The following is a 25,302-nucleotide window of genomic DNA, read 5'->3' as shown; positions in this document are numbered from 1 at the left end:
CCAGGGGGCGAGGGGGAAAGGGAGCCGATCGGGGGTCGTTCAAATACCGCACAGGGAAAGGGAGAGCCGATCGGGAACTTTTCAAATTCTGAGGTCGACTCGATATTTCAGGTCGGCGTAACTCGCAAGGGCAACACGATCAGTCCCCTCTCCCTCTGGGAGAGGGCTAGGGTGAGGGGCTTTTGGGCCGGGATCACTGCGCCAAATGCAACAACAGAAAATCAATGAACGCCCGCGACTTGTGCGGCAGATGCGGGGTGTTGGGAAATACCACATTGATTGACTGCGAAGGCAGCGAATACTCCGGCAACAAGCGCACCAGACGTCCGGCGGCAATGTCATCTGCCACCACCCACGCCGGCAGAACCGACACGCCCAGCGACGACAACGTCATCGAGCGAATCGCCGTCGACGAGTTCGACTCGAAGTGGCTGGTACCGCCAACCTCGACGCCCTGCCCTGACCCATGACGCAATGTCCACTGGGTCGGCGCCTGCAAATTGCTGTTGGCAATCCACGGCACGCTGTTCAGATCCTGCGGTTCCCGCACCGGATGCCGGGCGAGAAATTGCTCGGTGGCGACCAGCACGATTTCATAATCAGCCAACTTGCGGCTCTTGAATGCCGAGTCCGCCAAGTTGCCCAGACGAATCACCAGATCAAGCTTTTCCGCCACCAGATCATTCAATGAAGAGTTAAAGTTGTAGCACAGGCGAATTTCCGGATAACGCTCGGAGAACAGTGGGATCAACGGCAAAATATACTTTTCACCGTATTCACTGGTTGAACTAATCCGTAACTTTCCGGACACCCGATTATTACCTTTCAGAACATTATCAAACGCATTGTCGATGTCCGCGACAATACCCTTGAACTCCTCATAAAACTCCTGACCTATTTCGGTCAGCGATATATTGCGGGTATTACGGATCAACAGCGTCGCCGACAAAACCTCTTCCAGCGCCTTGACATGCAGGCTGGCCATGGCTTTGCTGATACTCAGATAGTTTGCAGCTTTGGTGTAAGAACCAAAATCCACCACCGCGAGGAACGTCTGGACCCGATTAAGATGAGAGTGCATGGCGCTATGGCTCACTGTTAAATCCTGTCAAACATTGTTTTAAGCATAGTCGTATCGACACTTCAAGTCCATCGCCCCTATGCTGCGCGGCAAAGGGGATACAACATGAACTATCGCTACAAGATTGCGCTGATCTTTTTGATCGGCTTTTTTATTGACTGTATAAACATATTCATGTCGGCTGTGGCTTTGCCGAGTATATCGGCAACTTTACAGGTCAGTACTTCATCAGTGGCGTGGGTCGCCAATGCTTATATTCTTGGCCTGACCCTGATTATTCCGGTCAGCACCTGGCTGGCCGGACGTTTTGGCAGCCGCGAGATTCTCACTGCGTCGATGCTGGTGTTCACCGGTTCTGTGTGGATGTGCGGCATGGCCGACAGTTTCCATGAACTGGTGATCTGGCGGTTCGTGCAGGGCGTCGGTGGTGGCTTGCTGATTCCGGTCGGTCAGGCGCTGACCTTCAATCTGTTTCAGGGCGAGCAGCGGGCCAAGATATCCACACTGGTGATGGCCGTCGCGCTGATTGCCCCGGCCATTTCGCCAACGGTCGGCGGCATCATCGTCGACAGCAGCTCCTGGCGTTGGGTGTTCTACAGCAACATTCCGTTCTCGCTGATCGCCGCCGGGCTGTCGTGGTTGTGGATCAAGGAAAGCAAACCAGCGGACCTGCCACGTCCGGACATCAAAGGCCTGCTGTTGGTCAGTGCCGCGCTCGCCAGCCTGCTGATGGGCATGTCGCTGTACGGCGGCGACTACCCGGCGCTGGCCGCGTTGAGCTGTGTCGCGGCGGGCTTGCTGTTTATCGCGCTGTACCTGCGGCACTACCGCCGCTGCAGCAACGCGATCATCGAACTGAGCCTGCTCAAAAGCAAAAAACTCAGCACCTCAATCTTGATCTATTACGCGATTCCCGGCGTGTTCACCGGGGTCAACCTGATGAGCATTTTCTTCCTGCAAAACACCCTGCACTTCAGCGCCCGGCTGACCGGGATGTTCATGATCCTCTACGCCATCGGCGCGTTCATTGCGATGACGATATGCGGCCGGGTCTACAACCGCGTCGGCGCGAAACGCCTGTTCACCCTCGGCATGCTGCTGCACAGCGCCGGCATCGCCACGTTGATGCTGGTCAACGCGCCGACGGACCTGTGGGTGATCGTCATCGCTTACAGCTTGATGGGCATCGGCGGTGGCATCGGCGCCAACACCGCGCAAACCACCTCGTTGATGGATTTCGCCGGCGGTGATACGCACAAGGCCAGCGTGATCTGGAACATCAATCGGCAGATGTCTTTCAGCCTCGGTGCCGCGTTGTTTCTGATGATCTTCAATGTGCTGCTCAAGCAGTTCGACACCACACAGGCCTACCACGCGACATTCGCGATTGCGGCACTGGTCGGGCTGTTCCCGCTGTTTCAGATGAGTCAATTGAACCCTCCAAAGGAATGCCATGAACAACAACCTGGTTGAACGAGCGCAACACAGTATTCACCACGTGCACGAATTGATTCACCGCGTCTTCACCGATGCCGACGGTGCTGGCGCAGAGGCCATCGCGCCGCTGATGGCGGTGTTCGCCGAACACTTCAGCATGGTCACCACGTCGGCCGCCGTGATCGGTCGCGCGCAAGTCGAGCAACTGTTCAGCGGTGCCGTCGGTGCCCGTAAAGGTCTGGAGATTCTGATCAGCGACCTGCACACGGTCTGGCACGAAGGCTCGACCGTGGCCCTGCGCTACAAGGAAAGCCATCGCCTGAACCAGATAGAAACGTCGCGCATCTCGGTCGCGATCCTTCGCGTCCAGCACCATGACGTCCAATGGTTGTACCTGCACGAAACGCCGATCAGTCAGGAACAGCCTGCATGAAATTCACCGTCACTCAATGCCGGATGCTCTCGGCGTCGATCAAGGAAGTTACCGTCAGTGGCCCGGCAACCCTGACGGCCATGACCCACGCGGGTGCGCATTTCAAATGGCTGATCCCGGGGCTGGAGGGTTGTCGGCATTACTCGACCGTGCATGTGAACGAGGTTGCGGATGGTCAGTTCACCTTCGCCATCCGCCTCTCGCCGGACTCCGCCAGCAGCCAGTACATCCGCACCTTGGCGGTCAATGACTGGGTAGAACTCGAAGGCCCGTTCAACACGTTCAACTACCCGCTCGACGTCAGCAGCGGCCGCGATATCGCGATTGCCGGCGGCATCGGGATCACGCCGCTGACCGGCATCCTGCGCCATCTGCAATCGCTTGAGCGAATGCCGCAGCTTCACTACTTCGCCAAAAGTGACGTCGACGCGGCCTACGCCCAGGACCTGCAAGCGCAGCTGCAGGAACGCATGCAGCTGCACTTTTCCGGCAGCCGTCCGGCGATCAGTCAGCTCCTTGCCGACCTGAGCGCCGATGACCGTCTGTATGTCTGCGGCCCGGCGGCGATGCTCAGCGCCGTGCTCAGCCACGCCGAAAGCGTTGGCCTGGCACGGGAGCAGATCCATCTGGAAGTGTTCAACGTTGCCCGCGATGACGCCGCGCAAGGCTTTGTCATCGAGGCGGCCGACTCCGGCGTCAGCGTCAATGTCGGCCCGCAACAGTCGCTGCTCGAAGCCTTGGAGGCGGCCGGACTCGATCCGCTGTACGACTGCCGTCGTGGTGAATGCGGCGTCTGTGCGCTGGACGTACTGGAAGGTGAAGTCGACCACCGTGATTTCATCATGAGCGAACAAGAAGCTGCCTGTAGCGCACGGATCTATCCCTGCGTTTCACGGGCGAAAAGCCCACGCCTGAAGCTGGCGATCTAGAGAGGACACCCCGTTGGACAACTATTTCAATGGCAGAGAAGTGCATAAATCTCTGTTCCTTGATCAGGCGCTTTTCGAACAGGAACAGCAGCGCGTATTTGCCGCGAGCTGGTGTTACCTGGGTCATGACAGCCTGATCCCCGAGACCGGCGACTACTTCACCACCACCCTCGCGCAACAGCCACTGGCGATGGTGCGGCAGAAGAACGGCGCCATCGTCGTGCTGCACAACCGCTGCCCGCACAAAGGCGTGAAAGTGCTGGCCGAAGCGCGCGGCAATGTCGGCCGCTTCATGCGTTGCCCGTACCACGCATGGACGTTCAAGACTGACGGCGAACTGCTGAGCATTCCAGTGAAAAAGGAATACGACGACTGCGACCTCAGCAGTTGTTCTGCGCACAAAGGCATGCGCCCGGTGAACGCGGTGCACAACTATCGCGGCTTCGTCTTTGTCCGTTTGACGGAACAAGGCATCGGTTTCGAGGCGTTTTTCGGCGAGTCGCTGTCGACGCTGGACAACATGGTCATGCGCTCGCCGCAAGGCCAGTTGAAAGTGATCGGCCAGCCATTGCTGCACCGCCATCGTTGCAACTGGAAAATGGTCGTCGACAACCAGACCGACACCTGCCACCCGATGATCGCCCACGAATCTTCGGCCGGCGAAGCCATTCGCTTGTGGCAGGAAACCGGTGATCAGGGCAAGCCACCGATGGCGGTCGAACTGTTCTCGCCGTTCATGGCCTCCTACGAGTTTTTCGCCGGCATGGGCATTCGCGTCTGGGCCAACGGCCACGGGCACACCGGGGTCAGTAATTCGATCCACAAGGCGTACACCGACATACCCGGCTACTGGGAACAGATGGTCGAAAGCTACGGTGAAGAGCAGGCCCGAGCAATCCTCGACGACACCCGCCACAACACCGTGTATTTCCCCAACCTGATGGTCAAGGGACCGATCCAGACCTTGCGCGTGATCAAACCGGTCAGCGCCCGCGAAACCATCGTCGAGTCGTGGATCTTCGAACTGCAAGGCGCCCCCGTGCAGTTGCTGGAAAGAACCGTGCAGTACAACAACCTGATCAACTCGCCGTGCTCGATGGTCGCCCACGACGACGTGGAAATGTACGAACGGGCCATGGAAGGCCTGGGCAGCGACGCCAACGAATGGGTCAACGTCGCCCGCCTGTTCAGCCCGAACGAATCCTATGCGCAGACCCAAGTGGTGTCCGGCACCAGCGAAATGGCCATGCGTAATTTCTATAACAGTTGGCAGCACTTGATGCGGGACGACCATGCAACACGATCAATCTAATCACCACGCCATCGAGCAACTGATCGAGACCGAACTGCACTTGCTCGACCAGCAGGATTTCGACGCCTGGCAACAACTGCTCAGCGATGACTACCACTACTGGATTCCCATGACCCGTGAGCAGGTCAGCCCGTTGCACGAATCGTCGCTGGTGTATGAAGACCGCTTTCTGACCACGCTGCGGATCAACCGGCTGGCCAATGCGCGCAACTTTTCCCAGCAACCGAAGAGTCGCAGCCTGCACATCGCCCAGCGCCCGCGCATCACCCTCGACGCAGCCTCATTCAGCGCTTTCGCCAGCTCCAACATGCTCTATTGCGAAGCCCGCGGCGACAACGAATGGCACTACCCGGTGACCGTCGAACATCAACTGATCAACATCGATGGCACGTGGAAAATCCACGGCAAGAAGATCCTCTTGCTCAACCCCGCACGCGCCCTTGAAAGCCTGCAGCTCATTATCTGATCGATCGAGAATTCCCCCCTGTGAAGCCTATTTCCCATGATTGCAGTCAGGCGTCCGCGTGCCTGTCTTTTCCCTACGTCGATCTGCTGTATGACTATGGCCAGTTCCTGCGCAGTGCCGATGAGGCCATTGGTTACCTGCCAGCGGAAACTGCCGAAAAACACATCGGCATCGTCGGTGCAGGCCTCAGCGGGCTGGTCGCCGCTTACGAATTGCTGCGCGCCGGTGCGCGTCGCGTGACGTTGTTTGAAGCCGAACCTGAGCATGTTGGCGGGCGTCTGCTGACGCAGTGCTTTGATGAGGAGCAGCCACAATTCATCGCGGAAATGGGCGCCATGCGCTTTCCGCCGAGTGAGGTCGGGCTGTTTCACTACCTCAATCGTTTCGGCATCCAGACCACCGAAGCGTTTCCCGACCCGGGCGTCGTCGACACTGAAATTCACTACCGCGGCGAAGCCCATCACTGGGCAGCCATGCAACCGCCGCCAGCGCTGTTCAGCACCGTGCACCAGGGCTGGATCGCGTTTCTCAGCGAGGGCGTCACCCTCGATGACGGCACGTGTCTGGCGCCACCGCTGCTGATCACCGAATTGCTCAAGCAGCACAACTACTGCGAAGTGCAGCCCGAGTGGCAACGCTATCTGGACTGCTTCGGCGACAGCTCGTTTTACTCGGCGATGGTGCGCATCTTCACCGGCAAAAAGCCGCCCGGCGGCAAACCGTGGCGCAAGCCCGAAGACTTCCACCTGTTCGGCTCGCTGGGCATTGGCTCGGGCGGTTTCCAGTCGGTGTACCGCGCCTCGTTCACCGAGATCCTGCGGCTGGTGGTGAATGCGCTGGAGGTCAATCAGCGTCTGGTGCCCAACGGCATTTCTTCGCTGGCCGAGCGGATTGCCGAGACCGAGTTCAACGGTATTCAGGTGCGCGACATGATTTGCCGCACGCGCATCGAATCGATCAACAAAGGGGCGAAGGGCGAAATTCTGCTCGCTGGCAGCAACGGCGAAACCTATGCCTGCGACCGCGTCATCACCACCACCACGACCCGCGCCCTGCAAGTGAACCTCAAGCTCACGCAGAACCAGGCCTTCGTCAATCGCGACGTCGCGCGGGCGATCAACGAAACGCACATGGTCGGCTCATCCAAGCTGTTCATCCTGACCAAGGACAAGTTCTGGCTCAAACATGGCCTGGCGCAAAACATCCAGACCGACACCCTGGTCAAGGGTGTGTATTGCCTCGACTACGCGCCGCACGATCCGGATTCCTGGGGCGTGGTGCTGATCAGTTACACCTGGGAAGACGACTCGCACAAGATGGTTTCGATGACCGACAAGGTGCAACGCTGCCTGCGTCTGGTCGATGAACTGGCGATGAGCGCGCCGGAATTTGCCAGCCATCTGCTCCCGCTGGACGGTGACTACCAGCGTTACGTTCTGGAATACGACTGGCTGACCGACAAGCACGCACTCGGTGCTTTCAAGCTGAACTTCCCCGGCGACGATATTTATTCCGAGCGCCTGTTCTATCAGTTCCGCACCGCACTCGATCCGCAACAGGACACCGGTTTGTACCTGGCCGGTTGCGGCGCCTCGTTCACCGGTGGCTGGGCCGAGGGCGCGATTCAAACCGCGCTGAATGGCGCGTGCGCGGTGATCAGCAGCCTGGGCGGCGATTTGATTGCCGGTAACCCGCTCGACGACTTGCACTCGCAGTACCGCTACTGCTGACCCAGTCCCTTTTTACGCCGAGAATCATCCATGTACAGCCAGCTTTCTATTGAACAGCTCGTCAATGGCTTTCGCAGTGGCCAACACTGCCCGGACACCTGGCAGCGCGCCCTGCGCGAGCGCCACGGGCAGATGCAACACCTGAACAGTTTCATCACCTTCGACCCGTCAGCGTTCAAGGCAAATGCTGCCGAACGCGACAGCGCACTGTATGGCCTGCCGGTGTCGTTCAAGGACAACATCAACGTCAGCGGCATGCCGACCACCGCCGGCACCCCCGGCCTGGCCGACTATGTGCCGCAGGTCGATGCCGGCATCGTCGAGCGCTTTCGGCAATTGGGCGCGCAGATTGTCGGCAAGAACAACATGCACGAATTGTCGTTTGGCGTGACCTCGGCCAACCATTCTCATGGTGCCGTGATCAACCCCGTCAACGAACGCTACAGTGCCGGCGGCAGCAGCGGTGGTTGTGCCGCGGCTGTCGCTGCCGGACTGGTGGCGTGCGCGGTCGGCACTGACACCGGTGGCTCGGTGCGGATACCGGCGGCGTTCTGCGGGATTGTCGGGTTCCGCCCGACCACCGGCGTATATCCGGTCGACGGCATCGTCCCGGTGTCGCAAACCAAAGACACTCCGGGCCTGCTGACCCGCACCGTGGAAGATTGTCAGTTCGTTCACGCGCAATTGACCGGCAGGCTGCATCAGCCTGAAACCCGGCCGTTGCGCATCGGCATTCCCGAGCGTTTTCTCTGGGCCGAGCTCGCCGACAATGTGCGGCGTGATTGCCACGCGGCCATTGATACCTTGGCCGATCGCGGTGTGATCATCGTGCCGGTCGACGATGCAATGATTGGCGAGATCAACGAGAGCATTCAGTTTCCGCTGCCGATCTACGAGTTCTTCATCGACTTTCCACGCTTCCTGATGAAAGCAGGACGCGGCGAACAGTTCCTCGACATCCTCGCGCAGATTCGCGACCCGGCGATCAAGAGAATCCTCACCGCGCAACTGGAAAGCCCGGCGATTTCCTACACCGACTACGTGCAGGCATTGATGAGCAAGCTGCGTCTGGAGAAGGAATACCGCGCCCTCTTCAGCCGCCATCAACTGGATCTGCTGGCTTACCCGACCGTCACTTGCAGCGCGCCACTGCTCAGCGCTTGCGCGGATGAGAGCAACTTCGAAACCTTCGTGCGCAACACCGACCCGGCGAGCAACCTGGCGGCGCCGAGTATCAGCGTTCCGGTCGCGGCGGCGGGTGAGTTGCCAGTGGGTTTGTCGTTCGATGCGTTGCCGGGGCAGGACGGCTTTTTGCTGGCGAATGTTCAACGGTTAGCTCGTTTGCTCAACATCGCCTGAACCACGATCCCTGTGGGAGCGAGCCTGCTCGCGAAGGCGTCGTGTCAGTCGACATCACCTTTGTCTGCCAGACCGCTATCGCGAGCGGGCTCGCTCCCACAAGGGCTCTGCGTCGATGCACCTATAACAATTCAGATTGCAGGCCTTGCCATGCGCGTCACCTCAATATCCTCCATTCCCGCAGTCGAACGCTCGCCGTCGATCCTCGGCGGCGCCATGATCATCGGCGGCACCATCGTCGGTGCCGGCATGTTCTCGCTGCCAGTGATCATGTCCGGACTGTGGTTCTGCGGCTCCGTCGCCGTGCTGCTGTTTGCCTGGTTCTGCACCTTGCACTCAGGCTTGATGATCCTCGAGGCCAATCTCAACTACCGCGAAGGCGCGAGTTTCTCCACGATCACCCGCGATCTGCTCGGCCGTAGCTGGAGCCGTTTGAACGGTTTGAGCATTGTGTTTGTCCTCTACACCCTGACGTACGCCTACATTTCCGCCAGCGGCTCAGTGATTCATCACACCGCGCAATCCTTCGGGCTGGAGTGGTCATCGCGCGCCGGCGGTTTGGGGTTCACGCTGCTGGTGGCGTTCATTGTCTGGTTGAGCACCACGGCGGTGAGTCGCATGACCACGCTGGTGTTCGGGGCAAAAATCCTCGCATTCTTTTTGACCTTCGGCGGTTTGCTGGGCCATGTGCAAAGCACCACGCTGCTTGATCTGAACGGCGGCGACAGCCACTACTGGCCTTATCTGTTGGTGACGCTGCCCTTTTGCCTGACTTCGTTCGGTTTTCACGGCAACGTGCCGAGCCTGATGAAGCATTACGGCAAGGACCCGCAGCGAATTCGCGCCTGTCTGGTTGGCGGCACCTTGATCGCACTGGCGCTGTATCTGGTGTGGATGCTCTGCAGCATGGGCAACATTCCCCGCGACACGTTCAAGGACATCGCCCAGCGCGGTGGCAACATCGATGTGCTGATCAGCGCACTGGGGGCACGGCTCAACAGCGCCAACGTCGATCTGCTGCTGACGTTTTTCTCCAACTTCGCTGTGGCCTGTTCATTTCTCGGGGTGACCCTTGGCCTTTTCGATTACCTGGCCGATGTGCTGGGTTTCGATGACAGTCCCCTCGGTCGCTTGCAGACCGCCGCCATGACCTTCGTGCCGCCGATGCTTTGCGGCTTGCTGTGGCCGGAAGGTTTTCTGCATGCCATCGGCTTTGCCGGTCTGGCGGCAACGTTGTGGGCGGTGATCACCCCGGCGCTGCTGGCGCGGGCTTCGCGCAAACGCTTCGGCAGCCCGCGCTATCGCGTGTGGGGCGGCACGCCGATGATCGCGCTGGTGCTGTTTTTCGGAGTGATCTGCGCGGTATCCCATTTGTTGTTCGTGTTTGATTGTCTGCCGGTGTGGCGCTGAAGTGTCTCGTTCGGTTTTCCGAACGCGACTTCACGGTCGATTCGGTTAACCGGATCAGCTAAGGTGAAAAATACCGCCACAAAACTTTAATAACGTTATAAATCATCAGGTTAGCTATCAGCGACTGGTCTGGCACGACTCATGCTCTACACTCTCTCGACGAATGCCTGTTGAGCCAACACTTCAGGAGCCGTCAGGCATTCGAAGCACAAAAGGGCCGACGAACTGGCTCCATAAAAAAAACAATTCGAGGAAAATTTGATGCGCATCGTTCCCCATATCCTGGGCGCAGCCATTGCGGCCGCTCTGATCAGCACGCCAGTTTTCGCCGCCGAACTCACCGGCACCCTGAAGAAAATCAACGATTCGGGCACCATCACACTCGCTCACCGCGACAGCTCCATTCCGTTTTCCTACATTGCCGATGCTTCCGGCAAACCAGTGGGCTACTCCCACGACATTCAAGTGGCCATCGTTGAAGCCCTGAAAAAAGACCTGAACAAGCCAGACCTGCAGGTCAAATACAACCTGGTCACCTCGCAAACCCGTATCCCGCTGATCCAGAACGGCACCGCGGATATCGAGTGCGGCTCCACCACCAACAACGCCGAACGCGCCCAACAAGTCGACTTCACCGTCAACATCTTCGAAATCGGCACCCGTCTGCTGGTCAAGAAAGACAAGGATGGCAAGCCGTCCTACGCTGACTTTGCCGACCTCAAAGGCAAAAACGTCGTGACCACCGCCGGCACCACGTCCGAGCGCATCATCAAAGCGATGAACGCCGACAAGCAGATGGGCATGAACATCATCTCCGCCAAAGACCACGGCGAATCCTTCAACATGCTGGAAAGCGGCCGCGCCGTTGCCTTCATGATGGACGACGCCCTGCTGGCCGGCGAAGAAGCCAAGGCGAAGAAACCGGCTGACTGGATCATCACCGGTACTCCGCAGTCCTTCGAAGCCTATGCGTGCATGGTTCGCAAAGACGACCCGGCCTTCAAGAAGGCGGTCGATGCCGCCATCGTTGGCCTGTACAAGTCTGGCGAGATCAACAAGATCTACAGCAAGTGGTTCGAGAGCCCGATTCCACCAAAAGGCCTGAACCTGAACTTCCCGATGAGCGACAAGGTAAAAGGACTGATCGCCAACCCGAGCGACAAGCCGGCGCCTGACGTAAAAATCTGATTACTGACTAACCTTATCTCCTGAGGGAGCCACCCTCCCTCAGGCGTCTGTTACTACCTGCTGGCTATACAGTGGAACACTCGACCTGGCGGTTTTCGAGCCGATCGCGTGTGCCTGGCGTTCAACGTCAGGCGGGAAAGGATCTTCCCCACGCGGGTGCTTGTACATCGATCGATTTCGAGGGGAGACCCTAATGAATTACAACTGGGACTGGGGCGTGTTCTTCAAGTCCACCGGCGTCGGCAGCGAGACTTATCTCGACTGGTACGTCTCCGGTTTGGGCTGGACCATTGCCATTGCCATCGTGGCATGGATCATCGCCTTGCTGCTGGGCTCCATTCTGGGGGTCATGCGCACGGTGCCAAACCGCATCGTATCGGGCATCGCCACCTGCTACGTCGAACTGTTCCGTAACGTGCCGCTGCTGGTTCAGCTGTTCATCTGGTACTTCCTGGTACCCGACCTGCTGCCGCAAAACCTGCAGGACTGGTACAAACAGGACCTCAACCCGACCACCTCGGCTTACCTGAGCGTTGTCGTCTGCCTGGGCCTGTTCACCGCCGCCCGTGTCTGCGAACAAGTGCGTACCGGTATCCAGGCGCTGCCACGCGGCCAGGAAGCCGCCGCCCGCGCCATGGGTTTCAAGCTGCCGCAGATCTACTGGAACGTGCTGCTGCCCCAGGCCTACCGCATCATCATTCCGCCGCTCACCTCGGAATTCCTCAACGTCTTCAAGAACTCCTCCGTGGCGTCCCTGATCGGCTTGATGGAACTGCTGGCGCAAACCAAACAGACCGCTGAGTTCTCGGCCAACCTGTTTGAAGCCTTCACCCTGGCCACGCTGATCTACTTCACCCTGAACATGAGCCTGATGCTGCTGATGCGCATGGTCGAGAAGAAAGTCGCAGTGCCCGGCCTGATCTCCGTGGGGGGTAAATAATGGACTTCGATTTCAGCGGCATCATCCCCGCCATTCCGGGCCTGTGGAACGGCATGGTCATGACCTTGCAGTTGATGGTCATGGGCGTGGTCGGCGGCATCGTGCTGGGGACGATCCTCGCGCTGATGCGCCTGTCGTCGAGCAAACTGCTGTCGCGGGTGGCCGGCGCTTATGTGAACTACTTCCGTTCGATCCCGCTGCTGCTGGTGATCACCTGGTTCTATCTGGCGGTGCCGTTCGTGCTGCGCTGGATCACCGGTGAAGACACGCCGATCGGTGCGTTCACCTCCTGCGTCGTGGCCTTCATGATGTTCGAAGCCGCGTACTTCTGCGAAATCGTCCGCGCCGGTGTGCAGTCGATCCCCAAAGGCCAGATGGCTGCCGCGCAAGCGATGGGCATGACCTATGGCCAGACCATGCGTCTGATCATCCTGCCCCAGGCGTTCCGCAAGATGACGCCGTTGCTGCTGCAACAGTCGATCATTCTGTTCCAGGACACCTCGCTGGTTTACACCGTGGGCCTGGTGGACTTCCTCAACTCCGCCCGCTCCAGCGGCGACATCATTGGCCGGTCCAACGAGTTCCTGATCTTCGCCGGTGTCGTCTACTTCATCATCAGCTTTTCCGCCTCGCTGCTGGTCAAGCGTCTGCAAAAAAGGTTCGCCGTATGATCTCTATCAAGAACATCAACAAGTGGTATGGGGACTTCCAGGTGCTGACTGATTGCAGCACCGAGGTCAAAAAAGGCGAAGTGATCGTCGTCTGCGGCCCGTCGGGTTCCGGCAAATCGACCCTGATCAAATGCGTCAACGCGCTGGAGCCGTTCCAGAAAGGCGACATCGTCGTCGACGGCACCTCGATTGCCGACTCGAAGACCAACCTGCCGAAACTGCGTTCGCGCGTGGGCATGGTGTTCCAGCATTTCGAACTGTTCCCGCACCTGACCATCACCGAAAACCTGACCATCGCGCAGATCAAGGTGTTGGGCCGCAGCAAGGAAGAGGCGACCAAGAAAGGTCTGCAACTGCTCGAGCGCGTTGGCCTGTCGGCACACGCCCACAAGCATCCGGGGCAACTCTCCGGTGGTCAGCAACAGCGTGTGGCGATTGCCCGGGCGCTGGCGATGGACCCGATCGTCATGCTGTTCGACGAACCGACCTCGGCGCTCGACCCGGAAATGGTCAACGAAGTGCTCGACGTGATGGTGCAACTGGCCCACGAAGGCATGACCATGATGTGCGTGACCCACGAAATGGGCTTCGCCCGCAAAGTGGCCGACCGCGTAATCTTCATGGACGCCGGCAAGATCATCGAAGACTGCCCGAAAGAGGAATTCTTCGGCGACATCAGTGCTCGCTCCGAACGCGCGCAGCACTTCCTCGAGAAAATCCTGCAGCACTGAAACCGAGTACTTGCGCCATCACACTGATCCCTGTGGGAGCGAGCTTGCTCGCGAAAGCGGACTGACATTCAACATTGACGTTGACTGATCCGCCCTCTTCGCGAGCAAGCTCGCTCCCACAGGGACTGCGGTGAGCCTGCAAGTGTGGTGGTTGACCCAAGGCAACTGTGATGAAATGCGACCCCAATCTCTATCGCGCCGCGCCGCCATCACTTGCCGTGAAGCCTCGTCTGATTCGTCATTTGTTCCTGCCGCCGCTGGTCATCATCCTGATGATCGGATTGGGTTTTATCGGCTTCTGGACCAGTGAGCATTTCGGCATTCGCAGCCTCGGCGAGAACGGCCAGCGTCAGCTGGAACTGCATGCCCGCGCGGTCGAAAGCGAGATCAGCAAATACACCTACCTGCCCAGCCTGCTGGAACTCGAAACGAGTGTGTCGCAGTTGCTGGCTGACCCGACCCCGCAATACCGGGAAACGGTCAACGCTTACCTCGAAGGCCTGAACCGGCGCAGTCGCAGTCGGGCCATCTACGTCATGGACACCACCGGCCGCGTCATGGCCACCAGCAACTGGCGCGATGTCGACAGTTACCTCGGTGAAGACCTGTCCTTCCGCGCCTATTTCCAGAAAGCCGTACGCGGCGAACCCGGGCGTTTCTACGGCATCGGCAGCACCAACGGCGAACCCGGTTACTACCTCGCTCATGGCCTCGAAGAGCATGGCAAGATCATTGGCGTCGCCGTGGTCAAAGTGCGCCTGGAAGCCATGGAAGAACGTTGGCAACGGGCGCGTCTGGAAGCCTTCGTCAGCGATGAAAACGGCATCATCATTCTCTCCAGCGATCCGGCCCGGCGCCTGAAAGCAGTGATTCCCTTGAGTGAAGCCACCAAGGAAAAACTCGCCCGCAGCCTGCAGTACTACTGGTTCCCGCTCAACGAACTGCAACCGTTGGCTCGCGAAACCCTGTCCGAAGGCGTGGAGAAACTCACCTTCCCGGCCAACAGCGAAGTGCAGTCCGGCGAGGATGACATCAGCTATCTGGCGCAGACCCGACCGCTGAGCGACACGCCGTGGAATTTCACCCTGCTCACGCCATTACAGGACTTGCGCCGCGAAGCGATCAACCAAGGCATTCTCGTTGCCGTCGCGTTCGCCTTGGTGGCCTTCCTGCTGATCGCCTGGAACGAGCGGCGCAAGGTCATCGCCACTCGGCTTGCCGCCCGCGAAGCCTTGCAGGAAGCCAACAATCAACTGGAGCGTCGGATTACCGAACGCACCACCGACCTGCGCGCCAGCAACGAGCGACTGAAAAGCCAGATCCGCGAACGCCGCCAGGCCGAAGAGACTTTGCGCCGCGCGCAGGATGAACTGGTCCAGGCTGGCAAACTCGCCGCCATCGGCCAGATGTCGACCAGCATTGCCCATGAATTGAACCAGCCGCTGGCCGCGATGCGCACGCTGTCGGGCAACACCATACGCTTCCTCGAACGCGGTCAGCTCGACGTCGCCAGCACCAACCTGAAGACTATCAATGACCTGATCGACCGCATGGGCCGGATCACCGCCAGCCTGCGCTCGTTCGCCCGCCGTGGGGACGATCAGGGCCAGGCCAGTCTTGGCAAAGCGGTCGATGCCGCGTTGCAAGTGCTCGGCGCGCGGGTGGAAACCTCGGGGCTGGACGTGCATCGTCAGTTCGTCGACGTACAAGTGCAGATCGACCAGACCCGCCTCGAACAGATTCTGGTCAACCTGATCGGCAACGCCCTCGACGCCATGCAGGCGCAACCACAGCCCGAACTGTGGCTGGAGGGCGAAGAGTTCAACGCCAAGTATCGCCTGCGCGTGCGCGACAACGGCCACGGCATCGACGCCGAAGCGCGCAAGCATCTGTTCGAGCCGTTCTTCACCACCAAGCCCGGCGAGCAAGGCCTGGGCCTGGGCCTGACCCTTTCCGCCAGCCTCGCGGCCGCCACCGGCGGGCATCTGGGTGTCGAACACCCGGCCAGCGGTGGCACCACCTTCGTCCTCAGTTTACCGTTGGTAAGCCCTACTCCTGCCGAGCCAATATGAACCACGACCTTAGTGTGCTGATCGTCGAAGACGACCCCCATGTGCTGCTCGGCTGCCAACAGGCGCTGACCCTGGAAGATATTCCCTGCGTCGGCGTCGGCAGTGCCGAGGAAGCGCTGGAGCGTGTCGGCGACAACTTTGCCGGCATCGTCATCAGCGACATTCGCTTGCCGGGCATTGATGGCCTGGAACTGCTGACCCGCCTCAAGCAGCGCGATCGAAGCCTGCCGGTGGTGTTGATCACCGGCCACGGCGACATTTCCATGGCCGTGGGCGCGATGCAGAAAGGCGCTTATGACTTCATGGAAAAACCGTTCTCGCCGGAGCGTCTGGTCGACGTCGCGCGGCGAGCGCTGGAGCAACGCAGTCTTGCTCGCGAAGTGTCATCGCTGCGTCGGCAACTGGCCGAACGTGATTCGCTCGAGGGACGCATCATCGGCCGCTCACCGGCGATGCAGAACCTGCGCGAATTGATCGCCAACGTCGCCGACACTTCGGCCAACGTGTTGATCGAAGGCGAAACCGGCACCGGTAAGGAACTGGTCGCCCGCTGCCTGCACGATTTCAGTCGGCGCCACAGCAAACAGTTCGTCGCGCTGAACTGCGGCGGTCTGCCGGAAAACCTCTTCGAAAGCGAGATCTTCGGCCACGAGGCCAACGCGTTCACCGGCGCCGGTAAACGCCGGATCGGCAAGATCGAACACGCTGATGGCGGCACATTGTTCCTCGATGAAGTGGAGAGCATGCCGCTGCCGCTGCAGATCAAACTGTTGCGCGTGTTGCAGGAACGCACCCTCGAACGCCTCGGCTCGAACCAGAGCGTGGCGGTGGATTGCCGAGTGATCGCGGCGACCAAGTCCGACCTCGACGAAGCGAGCAAGGCCGGCGAATTTCGCAGCGACTTGTACTATCGCCTCAACGTGGTGACGCTGGAATTGCCGCCACTGCGTGAGCGCCGTGAAGACATTTTGCAACTGTTCGAGCACTTCACCCAGCAGTCGGCCCTGCGTTTCGACCGCGCGCTGCCGGAACTGGACAACCAGACCCTGTCGAACCTGATGAGCCACGACTGGCCGGGCAACGTGCGTGAACTGCGCAACGTTGCCGAACGTTTCGCCCTCGGTCTGCCGGCGTTCAAAAAGTCCGGCGCCGGCAGCGCTGGCCAAGGCCTGGCGTTTGCCGAAGCGGTGGAAGCGTTCGAACGCAACCTGCTCAGCGATGCCCTGCAACGCAGCGGTGGCAACCTGACTCAGGCGAGTCTTGAGCTGGGCATGGCCAAGACCACGCTGTTCGACAAAGTGAAAAAGTACGGGTTGAGCCACTGATGGATCTGTTTTTCAAAGCCCTGTTGGGCGCCGCGGTAGTACTGATCATCGCGGCGCTGTCGAAAACCAGAAACTATTACATCGCCGGGCTGGTGCCGCTGTTTCCGACGTTTGCGCTGATTGCGCATTACATCGTCGGCAAGGGGCGTTCGATTGAGGATTTGAAGACCACGATCGTGTTCGGGATGTGGTCGATCATTCCGTACTTTGTGTATCTGGCGACGTTGTATGTGATGGTCGATCGGATGCGGTTGGAGGCATCGCTGGCGGTGGCGGCGGTCGCGTGGCTGATGGCTGCCACTGTTTTGGTGACTGTTTGGGTTCGCCTGCACAGCTGACCCTCACCCCAGCCCTCTCCCAGAGGGAGAGGGGGCCGATCGCAGTGTCTCGCGTCTGACATCGACCTGAAAAACCGAGTCGATTATGGATTCGGTACAGCACGTGCAGGTCGGCGTATCACTCCAGCATCCCCCGATCAGTCCCCTCTCCCTCTGGGAGAGGGTTAGGGTGAGGGGCTTTTGCTCTTCAGTTGACGGTACCGCCCTTGGACTCCGCCATAATCTGCCGAATCGCCCCGACAAACGTTTCCACCGGCTGCCCGCCCGTCACCGCATACTGCCCGTTGAACACCACGGTCGGCACCGAACTCACCCCGCGCTGCAGCCACAACTGCTCTTCTTCGCGCACCTCATCGACAAACTCGTCCGACGCCAGTACAGCTTCGGCCCGCTGACGATCCAGCCCGACACTTTCCGCAATCTGCACCAGTTGCCGGTGATCCGACGGATTGCCGCCATCACTGAAATACGCCTTGAACAGCGCCTCTTTCAACGGTAGCTGCACACCTTCAAGCCCCGCCCAATGCAGCAAGCGGTGTGCATCAAAGGTGTTGTAGATGCGGCTGTTGCCATCGGTGCGAAAGGCAAAACCCAATTCAGCACCACGGGCACGAATGGCTTCGCGATTCTTCTGCGACTGCTCCGGCGTCGAGCCGTATTTCTCTTGAATATGCTCGGTGATGTTCTGTCCTTCGGCGCCCATCTTCGGATTCAGCTCAAACGGCTGGAAACGGATCTCGGCCTGCACTTCGTTGCGCAGGATCTCCAACGCTTCGAGCAAGCCATACAAACCGACGACGCACCAAGGGCAGGACACGTCGCTGACAAAGTCGATTTTCAGAGCGGAATTCATCAAATACCTCGCAGGGGAAATCGTGCGGGAAAGTTTGCACGATACACCTGCTCCAGATTTTTTGGTGACCATAGCGGCCCCTTCGCGAGCAGGCTCGCTCCCACAGGGCTAGGCATTCCAAATGTGGGAGCGAGCTTGCTCGCGAAGGGGCATCACCAACACCGCCAACTGTCGGTTACAGCAGATTCCCGCCCACCGCCGGCTCAATCTGCGCCCAGTGCGAAGTGTCTTCACGATGCGCCTGCAAATACGGCAACACCGCCGCCAGTAACGGCTCTTTGAACGCCTCCTGAAAACGATGCGCCAGGCCAGGAATCAACTTCAACTGGCTGCCACGAATATGCGCCGCCAGATGGACACCGTGCATCACCGGCAACAATGGATCTGCCGTGCCATGCACCACCAGCGTCGGCACGCGCAATTGGTTGAGCAAGGCCACCCGACTTGGCTCGGCGAGGATCGCCATGATCTGGCGCTTCACACCTTCCGGGTTGAACGCTCGGTCATACGACAGCGCCGCCTGATGCAGCAAGACCTGGCGATCATCGGTAACCGCCGGGCTGCCCAGTGCCGCCAGCAGATCAGCCTGTTGCTCCAGTGCCACCTGACGATTCGCTGCACCGCGTCGCGATAAAAGTTGGACCAGCGCCGCACTCGGTGCCGGCAAACCTTCGGCACCAGAGGTGGTCATGATCAACGTCAGGCTCTCGACCCGCTGCGGCGCCATGGCCGCCATGTGCTGGGCGATCATCCCGCCCATGCTCGCGCCCAGTACGTGGAATTGCTCGATGTGCAACGCGTCCATCAAACCCAGTGCGTCGTCGGCCATGTCCGTCAGGCTGTACGGTGCCGCCACCGGCAGACCGAGCTTGTAGCGCAGCACTTCGAACGTCAGATTGGCTTCCACCGGCGCCTGACGCCAGGTTGACAGGCCGACATCGCGGTTGTCATAGCGAATCACCCGAAAGCCTTGCTGACATAGCGCGACCACCACTTCGTCCGGCCAGTGGATCAACTGCCCACCCAGACCCATGACCAGTAACAACGCAGGATCCGACGCACGACCGATGCTCTGGTAAGCCAGGCTCACCTGCGCCAGGTCGGCATGCTCGGTCGGCACGTTTACATCACAACGCGCCGCCGCCCACGACGACGATCCGAAAAAAATCGCGGCCAACAAAGCCGCGACCGATAAAAAACCCTTAGCCATGAAAAACACCGAAACGCAGAACCCCAGTAGAGCGCGAGTCTGATGAAGTTTGTACAAGTGCGCTGCCACAGTTCGATGACAGTTTGATGAAGAGTGCCGAGCGGTCGTGCGGCGATAACTATGTACCGCCATGGGTTCGCGGGTTTTCAGTTCAATGGTGGCGCCAAGAAGCGGATCCGCCGCTTCACAACTCGAGCCATCGTTGCCATGCCCGACCGTTTTTTGTCCGAACTCTTAGATCCCGGCCCGACGGCCTCATCGCCCTGGGCTCATCTGCCCGACAATCCTGACAGCGCGCTGGCGCTGAGTGCCGCGAACCGATGGCGCGACAGTAGCCAGGCACTGCGTGAACTGGTCGCCGAGGTGCCGACCACTCGAGCGGCCCTCACTCGGTTGCTCGAGCAGAAGCTGGATCTGGGCGAGCCTGATATCGGTTTCCACTTTGCGGCGACCCCGCAACGTCCCGAACATTTCATGGCGATTGTGCAGGCCTGTGCCTTCGTTTTTCAGCAGCCGTTACCAGCGGACACGCTTGACCAGCAATGCCGTGTGACCGGCCTGCCCGCCAGCCATCGACTGTTTGCCCTCACGCCACTGCAATTGCTTGAACGGCTCAAGGGTCTGGACCTGGTCAAGGCGCTGGACGAGGACTGGAATCAATATTGGCAGGCGCGGGCACCCGGTACTCCGGTATCGCGGCGCGAACGCGCCAACCAACTGTATCGCCAGCATTTCGAGGCGACCGTCCTGAGCGCCGTTGCCCAGCGTCGTGTGACGGCTGAACAGCGTATTTCGCTGTTCGCGTTGATGGATGCAACCAGCCATGAGGCGACGGTCACCTGTGAACAGGTTTCGCTGGTGCTGAGCAACGGCAGCAAAGTGAAATTCCCTGCGGCCTGGGTCATCAGCTTTGCCGACCAGCCGCCATTGCACTGGCTGTACCTGCCGCTGCGCCCTGAAGCATTCAAAGGTTTTACCCAACGCAGCGACCTTGAGGCGTGGATGTCCGCTCAGTCGCTGATTCCCAGCGGTTTGCCGCAAACCGGTCTGAGCTTTGAATACGCCCGTAGAGACTTGCCACTGTCCACCGGCATGAGCGACCTGCTGACGCACTTTCGCCAGGCCCGAGTCGATGCCCTGCGTAACGGTAGCGCGGGCAAGTCCGGATTCGCCGAACACGCCAGCAACGCCCTTGATTTCGCTGACCGCGCAGATCGCCAGCGCCAAACCGCTGCCGTGTTCGGTTCCCCCGCCATTACTGACGCCGTCATTGTCGAGGACGCTGAACAGTCGCTGTTCGGCAGTCTTTATGCCGACATTCCCTTGGCCCTGCGTCAGGCCGCTCTCAATCGCCAGCGTGATGCCTTGGAAGCGCGACTGGGTGCATCGGGCGACAGCGCCGCCCTGCAATCGATCGAGGCGTTGCAACTGACGCTGGAAACCGCCGAACAAGCAGCAGACAACGCCGCAATAGCCCTGTTGGGGCGCACACGGCCCCTTGACCTGCTGACGTTTAATCGTCAGTTCACCGCTTTGCATCAGGCGCACAAGACCGGCCTGCAAGCCGAAGCCGACTTGCAACGAGAGCTTGAACAGATCAGCAGCGAAGACCACCAACTGCTCAAGGTTCTGCTCGACCCTGCCACCGCCCTGCACAGCGACTGCGTCGCGGCCAGCCTGGAACTTTCAATGGGCGAACCGCCTGACGGCAGCATGAATGAGACCCTCAACGGTCCGTTTGTCATGATCCGCGCCGCTACGTTGCTCGACCCGACGTCGCCCCACAGCCTGTTGCTTTACTGGCCCGGCACTGGTGGAGGACTGCAGCACTTTGCCAATCGTCAGGCGCTGGAAAGCCAGATGTTCGCGATTACCGAGCCGGCCACCTCGCTGACCCTGCGCTTGAAAAAAATCAGTGGTGACCCACTGCATTACGCGCTGGATCAACTGACCAGTGAGTTCGAAGTGCAGGCCGGCGAAATCCGTGTGCGCTATCCCGAGTCGACAGCGTCCTCCGAGCGCGACAGCCAACTACAGGCCTTGCGCACACGCTTCAGGGGCCTGCTGCAGGTGCCATTACACGCCGCACGAAATCTGGCTTTTGCCCACCTGCTGGAGCAGCACCGCAGCGGCACGCTGGCTACCCGTCTGCCGGCCTGGCAACTCAAGATGTCCACTGACGAGCGCAGCCACCTGAAGGCACAGGTACAGGCCTATATCGCTGCCATGCACCGCAGCCACTCGTTGCTGACGCTGGCCGTGCCGCCGCGTGATGACTTCACCCGTCAGCATCTGTACCAACGCCTGCGTAAGGACTTCTCGGTTGAGGGGACGTTCTCGGTGCTGATCGATCTGCCGGATTCAGCCAGGCTGCAAAAGCAAATGATCGATGGCTCCACCATGACCGCCGCGTATAAGCTGGTTACGGTACCCAGCGCAACTCGCAGCAAGATACCCCTTGAAGAGCTGGCGCAGAACCTCGACAACACACCCTCCATGAGCCTGGAATCGAAGTCCTTGCGCCTGCTGTTCATGAAGGTCGAGGTCACCGCTGCCAATGACCGCACACGAGCGACCTTGAAAAGCGGCATTACCCATGAATACCTGCGCAGGGTCCTGCCGGATCTGGACTTGCCCAAAGCCTACGAGCAAACGATCCGTGACGCCTTCATGGGCGGGCACGGCGAAGCCACATTCGTGCGCGAACATCGCCGTGAATGCCTGCTCGAACCATGGCAACTGATGCTCAAGATGCAGGGCGAATGCGCACGCCTGCAACAGCGGATCAACGACCATGAGTGGCAAATATTCAACATCGCCATTACCGCCGACACCACACAGGCCTGGAACAACGGCGCCAGGCGCATTGTGCTGCTGCCGGCCTTCCTCCGAGCCGGTGGCAAGGACACGCCCAATCAAGGTCCCGTGACGTTGTCCGGTGTAACCTTTATCCAGGAGCAGATCAGCGGGACGACCTTGCTGTATTTGCCGGACGGTCCCGACGACCAGGTTCTGCGTCGTTACGACAGCCTGGAAGACGCCCGCATCGCACTGTTCAGACTGTGCGAGCAAGACTCATGGATCAGCTATCTGTCCGGCCGGGCCCTGCAGGGTGATGTGCGCGCCCATGCACTGCGCCTCGGTCAGGCGATCGAGAAGAAAAATAATGCCATGATTGGCGTCGGCATACCGTGGCCTTCAACCACGTCATTGACCCAGCACCTGCTCAACGTCCACATGGGACGGCTGATCGAGGCGCATCGGGGCACGTCGCGCTCCAACGATGCGCTATACATGGAGCGCTATGCGCTCAAGGGGCCCAGAGCCTTCAACTACTTGAAAATGGCGCTGGGATTACTGCCCCTCATCGGCACCGCGTTTGCCCTTTACGATGCCTGGAGCAGCGCCAATCAGGCCGTGGCGGCTTTTTTGCGTGGCGATGTGGGGGATGGCCTGGCGGAGGTTGAGTCCGTACTGTTGTCACTGATCGACGCGGCCATGGACCTGCTGCCGGGCGAAGCGGCGGTCTCGGCGGTGTCCCGAACGGCCCGCTCGCTGACCCGCGCCCGCCAACTGCGCACGCTGGCACGAAGTGCCGGCGCATTGCATGTGCCCAGCCGCCGTCAGGCGCAGAATCTGGCGGCGCGCTTCTCCGGCTACGAATACGAAAAGCCGATTTCGCTGTCCGGGCAGGAACCGGCCGCCGATGGGCCCTATCGCGGCATCTACCGGCATGCCGACGGCGACTTCATCCTGAGTCAGGGGCGGATCTTCGAAGTTCACCGCAGCCACAAAGCCGACGAATGGCGTTTACGCGGCACAAGTACCAAGACCTATAAACAACCCATTGCTCTGGATGAAAACGGGCAGTGGGATACCTGGTTCGGCGTCTACGGAACCGCTGTCGGCGGGTTGCCTGGTGGCGGAAATGTCGCCGGGTATCTGGTCGATACCGCTGATTCATTCTGGCCACAGGCGATCCGCCAGCGATTGCCTCGCTGGTTGGTGGCCAGTGACACGGCTCGTCATCTGCGCTTGACCCGCGAAGCCGACAACCTGGCCGATCAGCTCCAGGCCAGGGGCGTGGCGAGCGATGCCGCAATCAACCGCTATGGCAGCGCCTCGCCGCAGGACAGGCGGTCCAGGTTGCCGGCGTCCGAAGCCGCCTGTGCCGGCGATATCCAGCTGGCTACCCGACAATACGAAAAACTGGCGGAGTTGATGCCCCTGACCAGGGGCAACAAAAAACGAAGCCTGCTCGAAATACAAAGCAAGTGCGCCTCGTTGCTGACCGATCGCTACTGGCGTCGCGCCTACCACCTCTCCCAAAGCAGCGTCGATGTGATCAACCGGATTGACGAGCTGATGCAGGTGCTCGACAACCTGCCGAGCAATACGCTCGTCCAGCAGTTGGAAATGCTCGAAGACATTCGCTCATTGCGTGTCGATTACCTGCGTCAGCTCAATCAAATGGAACAGCTCAAGGCCGATGCCAATTACTGGTATGAACGCATCCGCATCAAAGCGCACAAAGAAACCAGAACAGCACTGATCGAAGACATCAACACCAAGCACAGTTATGCCAACCTGCTGTATCTGAAAACCGGGCAACGCCTGGAAATCATCAAGCGACATGGCCGAACCGACGATGTTTCCTGGTTTTACTTGAAGGAGCAGGCTCACGAGCTTCGTGCCAATGTCGATCGGGCCCTGTACACGCAATACAACCTGCGCAACAGCAATGCGAGCCGGGTTCAGCGCAGTCAGATTCTGCAGAACTGCCTTGATCTGTACACCCGCTTCCTTCGCGAGATGAAGATCTGGACCTCCACGTATCCGCAACACTTTCACCTGGAGGAAGTGCCGGCGTTGCTGAGCGGGATCGAATGGCTCGCGGAACGGGCCCGCAAAGGCATCATCGAAGAGCCCGCGCCCGTGCCGGTAGGCCAGGCGGTACCAAGCGTGTTCACCACCGCAGACAACCAACTGCTGCACGGTGCCGAGCGCTGGGAACCGACAACGCACAAACATCAATACGTTTCGACCACGCGCGGCGGCTACGAGGAAGTCTGGGAGCAAGGCAGCGATGGCAGCTACCGACTGTTGAACCCGCGAAACACAGAGCCACCGGCCCCCGCATCAATCAGCCTGGCCGCGTTAATGGTCGATGCGCAACGGCGCCTGGATGCCCAGACGGATTACCAGATCAGGGTCGAGACCTACGCCGAGCAGGACATGCTGCCGGTCGACCTTCAGCACATGATGGACAGCGAAGCGACCGAGCTCAATCGGCGCGCCGCCCGCATCGAGACGCTGGCAGCGCAAAACCCGATCATTGCGCAGTTGCGCAACAAGGCCAGCGAACTGACCCTTACCGGCCGGGCTCTGCGTACCCGCCAATCGCTGACCAGCCAAAGACCCACCGATGGCATGCTCGAAGACCTGATCACGCAGAAGGCCGTGGAGATCCGCAAGACCAGTCCGCTGAAAAACCTCGGCAAACGCCACGGCCGCACTGATTACCTGCAAGAGTATGAGATCTGGGATGTAACGCTGTCGCCGGCAGAGCTGCTTTGGTATGCCCACTTCCATTATCGCAGCGCGACCAGAACGTTCAGGGGTTTCGAGAAAGCCCATTTGAAACTGCCTGGCCATCGCTTCCTGACCCATGCGGACGACGCCACCCTGCCCTATGCCGATATTGGCACGCAGTCGGCGGTGCTTGTGCACTTCGAGGCGATCCTGGCTAACGAAGCGATCTAAACCCTGGCTCATCAACCACCAAAAAAGCCAGCCTCACTTATGAGGCTGGCTTTT

Annotated in this window: 19 protein-coding genes; 16 read left to right on the top strand and 3 right to left on the bottom strand. The window is 59.7% G+C overall.

The genetic code is table 11. The features are described from left to right. Positions 1 to 193: 193 nt before the first annotated feature. On the bottom strand, positions 194 to 1,081 hold the full coding sequence (locus ACW9IR_RS08395) for a LysR family transcriptional regulator (RefSeq protein WP_102901021.1): 888 nt from the start codon (positions 1,079 to 1,081) through the stop codon (positions 194 to 196). A gap of 105 nt (positions 1,082 to 1,186) precedes the next feature. Here ACW9IR_RS08395 and ACW9IR_RS08390 point away from each other — a divergent pair, with 105 nt between their 5' ends. The 15 genes from ACW9IR_RS08390 (at position 1,187) to ACW9IR_RS08320 (ending at position 17,422) form a co-directional block, all read left to right on the top strand. Beyond that, complete coding sequence (locus ACW9IR_RS08390; protein ID WP_102901019.1) at positions 1,187 to 2,554, top strand: MFS transporter; 1,368 nt, start codon at positions 1,187 to 1,189, stop codon at positions 2,552 to 2,554. Continuing rightward, complete coding sequence (locus ACW9IR_RS08385; RefSeq protein ID WP_102901018.1) at positions 2,535 to 2,951, top strand: DUF4440 domain-containing protein; 417 nt, start codon at positions 2,535 to 2,537, stop codon at positions 2,949 to 2,951. The genes ACW9IR_RS08390 and ACW9IR_RS08385 overlap by 20 nt, the downstream gene beginning before the upstream one ends. Next, positions 2,948 to 3,880 carry a flavin reductase family protein gene (locus ACW9IR_RS08380; RefSeq protein ID WP_102901017.1) on the top strand — a complete coding sequence of 311 codons (933 nt, stop codon included), beginning with the start codon at positions 2,948 to 2,950 and terminating at the stop codon, positions 3,878 to 3,880. Before ACW9IR_RS08385 ends, ACW9IR_RS08380 begins: the two co-directional genes overlap by 4 nt. Before the next feature lie 13 nt (positions 3,881 to 3,893). After that, positions 3,894 to 5,192, top strand: coding sequence for a Rieske 2Fe-2S domain-containing protein (locus ACW9IR_RS08375; RefSeq protein ID WP_102901016.1), 1,299 nt, complete (start codon positions 3,894 to 3,896; stop codon positions 5,190 to 5,192). Next, complete coding sequence (locus ACW9IR_RS08370) at positions 5,173 to 5,658, top strand: aromatic-ring-hydroxylating dioxygenase subunit beta (protein ID WP_095122369.1); 486 nt, start codon at positions 5,173 to 5,175, stop codon at positions 5,656 to 5,658. Before ACW9IR_RS08375 ends, ACW9IR_RS08370 begins: the two co-directional genes overlap by 20 nt. A gap of 20 nt (positions 5,659 to 5,678) precedes the next feature. Next, positions 5,679 to 7,388 carry an FAD-dependent oxidoreductase gene (locus tag ACW9IR_RS08365; RefSeq protein WP_457462687.1) on the top strand — a complete coding sequence of 570 codons (1,710 nt, stop codon included), beginning with the start codon at positions 5,679 to 5,681 and terminating at the stop codon, positions 7,386 to 7,388. 30 nt (positions 7,389 to 7,418) lie between these two features. Further along, entirely contained in the window at positions 7,419 to 8,747 is a 1,329-nt protein-coding gene (locus ACW9IR_RS08360; protein ID WP_457462685.1) for an amidase family protein, read from the top strand. 150 nt (positions 8,748 to 8,897) lie between these two features. Further along, positions 8,898 to 10,157 carry a tryptophan permease gene (gene mtr / locus ACW9IR_RS08355; RefSeq protein ID WP_457462682.1) on the top strand — a complete coding sequence of 420 codons (1,260 nt, stop codon included), beginning with the start codon at positions 8,898 to 8,900 and terminating at the stop codon, positions 10,155 to 10,157. A 261-nt stretch (positions 10,158 to 10,418) separates the two neighbouring features. Next, positions 10,419 to 11,345 (top strand): glutamate/aspartate ABC transporter substrate-binding protein, encoded by a 927-nt coding sequence (locus ACW9IR_RS08350; protein ID WP_110718873.1) that lies wholly within the window; start codon positions 10,419 to 10,421, stop codon positions 11,343 to 11,345. A 193-nt stretch (positions 11,346 to 11,538) separates the two neighbouring features. Next, positions 11,539 to 12,285, top strand: a complete 747-nt coding sequence (locus tag ACW9IR_RS08345) for an amino acid ABC transporter permease (RefSeq protein ID WP_102900365.1) — start codon at positions 11,539 to 11,541, stop codon at positions 12,283 to 12,285. Beyond that, on the top strand, positions 12,285 to 12,956 hold the full coding sequence (locus tag ACW9IR_RS08340) for an amino acid ABC transporter permease (protein ID WP_003227756.1): 672 nt from the start codon (positions 12,285 to 12,287) through the stop codon (positions 12,954 to 12,956). Before ACW9IR_RS08345 ends, ACW9IR_RS08340 begins: the two co-directional genes overlap by 1 nt. Further along, positions 12,953 to 13,687: an amino acid ABC transporter ATP-binding protein gene (locus tag ACW9IR_RS08335; protein WP_007963947.1), complete on the top strand. Its 735-nt coding sequence runs from the start codon at positions 12,953 to 12,955 to the stop codon at positions 13,685 to 13,687. Before ACW9IR_RS08340 ends, ACW9IR_RS08335 begins: the two co-directional genes overlap by 4 nt. Positions 13,688 to 13,857: 170 nt before the next feature. Then, on the top strand, positions 13,858 to 15,759 hold the full coding sequence (gene aauS, locus ACW9IR_RS08330; protein ID WP_095122381.1) for a two-component sensor histidine kinase AauS: 1,902 nt from the start codon (positions 13,858 to 13,860) through the stop codon (positions 15,757 to 15,759). Continuing rightward, complete coding sequence (gene aauR / locus ACW9IR_RS08325; protein WP_016986628.1) at positions 15,756 to 17,084, top strand: two-component response regulator AauR; 1,329 nt, start codon at positions 15,756 to 15,758, stop codon at positions 17,082 to 17,084. Before aauS ends, aauR begins: the two co-directional genes overlap by 4 nt. Beyond that, positions 17,084 to 17,422 (top strand): GlpM family protein, encoded by a 339-nt coding sequence (locus tag ACW9IR_RS08320; RefSeq protein WP_150794611.1) that lies wholly within the window; start codon positions 17,084 to 17,086, stop codon positions 17,420 to 17,422. Before aauR ends, ACW9IR_RS08320 begins: the two co-directional genes overlap by 1 nt. A 187-nt stretch (positions 17,423 to 17,609) precedes the next feature. Here ACW9IR_RS08320 and ACW9IR_RS08315 read toward each other — a convergent pair whose 3' ends face one another. Together ACW9IR_RS08315 and ACW9IR_RS08310 are read right to left on the bottom strand one after the other, a co-directional pair. Continuing rightward, positions 17,610 to 18,275 carry a DsbA family oxidoreductase gene (locus tag ACW9IR_RS08315; protein ID WP_457462678.1) on the bottom strand — a complete coding sequence of 222 codons (666 nt, stop codon included), beginning with the start codon at positions 18,273 to 18,275 and terminating at the stop codon, positions 17,610 to 17,612. 175 nt (positions 18,276 to 18,450) lie between these two features. Then, the gene (locus tag ACW9IR_RS08310) at positions 18,451 to 19,485 is read right to left on the bottom strand and encodes an alpha/beta fold hydrolase (RefSeq protein ID WP_457462676.1); all 1,035 of its coding nucleotides are present in this window, start codon (positions 19,483 to 19,485) and stop codon (positions 18,451 to 18,453) included. 207 nt (positions 19,486 to 19,692) lie between these two features. Here ACW9IR_RS08310 and ACW9IR_RS08305 point away from each other — a divergent pair, with 207 nt between their 5' ends. Then, complete coding sequence (locus ACW9IR_RS08305) at positions 19,693 to 25,248, top strand: hypothetical protein (RefSeq protein WP_457462674.1); 5,556 nt, start codon at positions 19,693 to 19,695, stop codon at positions 25,246 to 25,248. Positions 25,249 to 25,302: the final 54 nt, after the last annotated feature.

The sequence above is a fragment of the Pseudomonas sp. SDT291_1_S447 genome (assembly GCF_054070155.1).
This window is presented reverse-complemented; position numbering and strand designations above follow the sequence as displayed.

Bases quoted from the DNA above. Each gene is read 5' to 3' on its own strand.
- ACW9IR_RS08395 (WP_102901021.1), bottom strand. From the start codon at position 1,081: ATGCACTCTCATCTTAATCGGGTCCAGACGTTCCTCGCGGTGGTGGAT.
- ACW9IR_RS08390 (WP_102901019.1), top strand. From the start codon at position 1,187: ATGAACTATCGCTACAAGATTGCGCTGATCTTTTTGATCGGCTTTTTT.
- ACW9IR_RS08385 (WP_102901018.1), top strand. From the start codon at position 2,535: ATGAACAACAACCTGGTTGAACGAGCGCAACACAGTATTCACCACGTG.
- ACW9IR_RS08380 (WP_102901017.1), top strand. From the start codon at position 2,948: ATGAAATTCACCGTCACTCAATGCCGGATGCTCTCGGCGTCGATCAAG.
- ACW9IR_RS08370 (WP_095122369.1), top strand. From the start codon at position 5,173: ATGCAACACGATCAATCTAATCACCACGCCATCGAGCAACTGATCGAG.
- ACW9IR_RS08360 (WP_457462685.1), top strand. From the start codon at position 7,419: ATGTACAGCCAGCTTTCTATTGAACAGCTCGTCAATGGCTTTCGCAGT.
- mtr (WP_457462682.1), top strand. From the start codon at position 8,898: ATGCGCGTCACCTCAATATCCTCCATTCCCGCAGTCGAACGCTCGCCG.
- ACW9IR_RS08350 (WP_110718873.1), top strand. From the start codon at position 10,419: ATGCGCATCGTTCCCCATATCCTGGGCGCAGCCATTGCGGCCGCTCTG.
- ACW9IR_RS08345 (WP_102900365.1), top strand. From the start codon at position 11,539: ATGAATTACAACTGGGACTGGGGCGTGTTCTTCAAGTCCACCGGCGTC.
- ACW9IR_RS08340 (WP_003227756.1), top strand. From the start codon at position 12,285: ATGGACTTCGATTTCAGCGGCATCATCCCCGCCATTCCGGGCCTGTGG.
- ACW9IR_RS08335 (WP_007963947.1), top strand. From the start codon at position 12,953: ATGATCTCTATCAAGAACATCAACAAGTGGTATGGGGACTTCCAGGTG.
- aauS (WP_095122381.1), top strand. From the start codon at position 13,858: ATGAAATGCGACCCCAATCTCTATCGCGCCGCGCCGCCATCACTTGCC.
- aauR (WP_016986628.1), top strand. From the start codon at position 15,756: ATGAACCACGACCTTAGTGTGCTGATCGTCGAAGACGACCCCCATGTG.
- ACW9IR_RS08320 (WP_150794611.1), top strand. From the start codon at position 17,084: ATGGATCTGTTTTTCAAAGCCCTGTTGGGCGCCGCGGTAGTACTGATC.
- ACW9IR_RS08315 (WP_457462678.1), bottom strand. From the start codon at position 18,275: ATGAATTCCGCTCTGAAAATCGACTTTGTCAGCGACGTGTCCTGCCCT.
- ACW9IR_RS08310 (WP_457462676.1), bottom strand. From the start codon at position 19,485: ATGGCTAAGGGTTTTTTATCGGTCGCGGCTTTGTTGGCCGCGATTTTT.
- ACW9IR_RS08305 (WP_457462674.1), top strand. From the start codon at position 19,693: ATGCCCGACCGTTTTTTGTCCGAACTCTTAGATCCCGGCCCGACGGCC.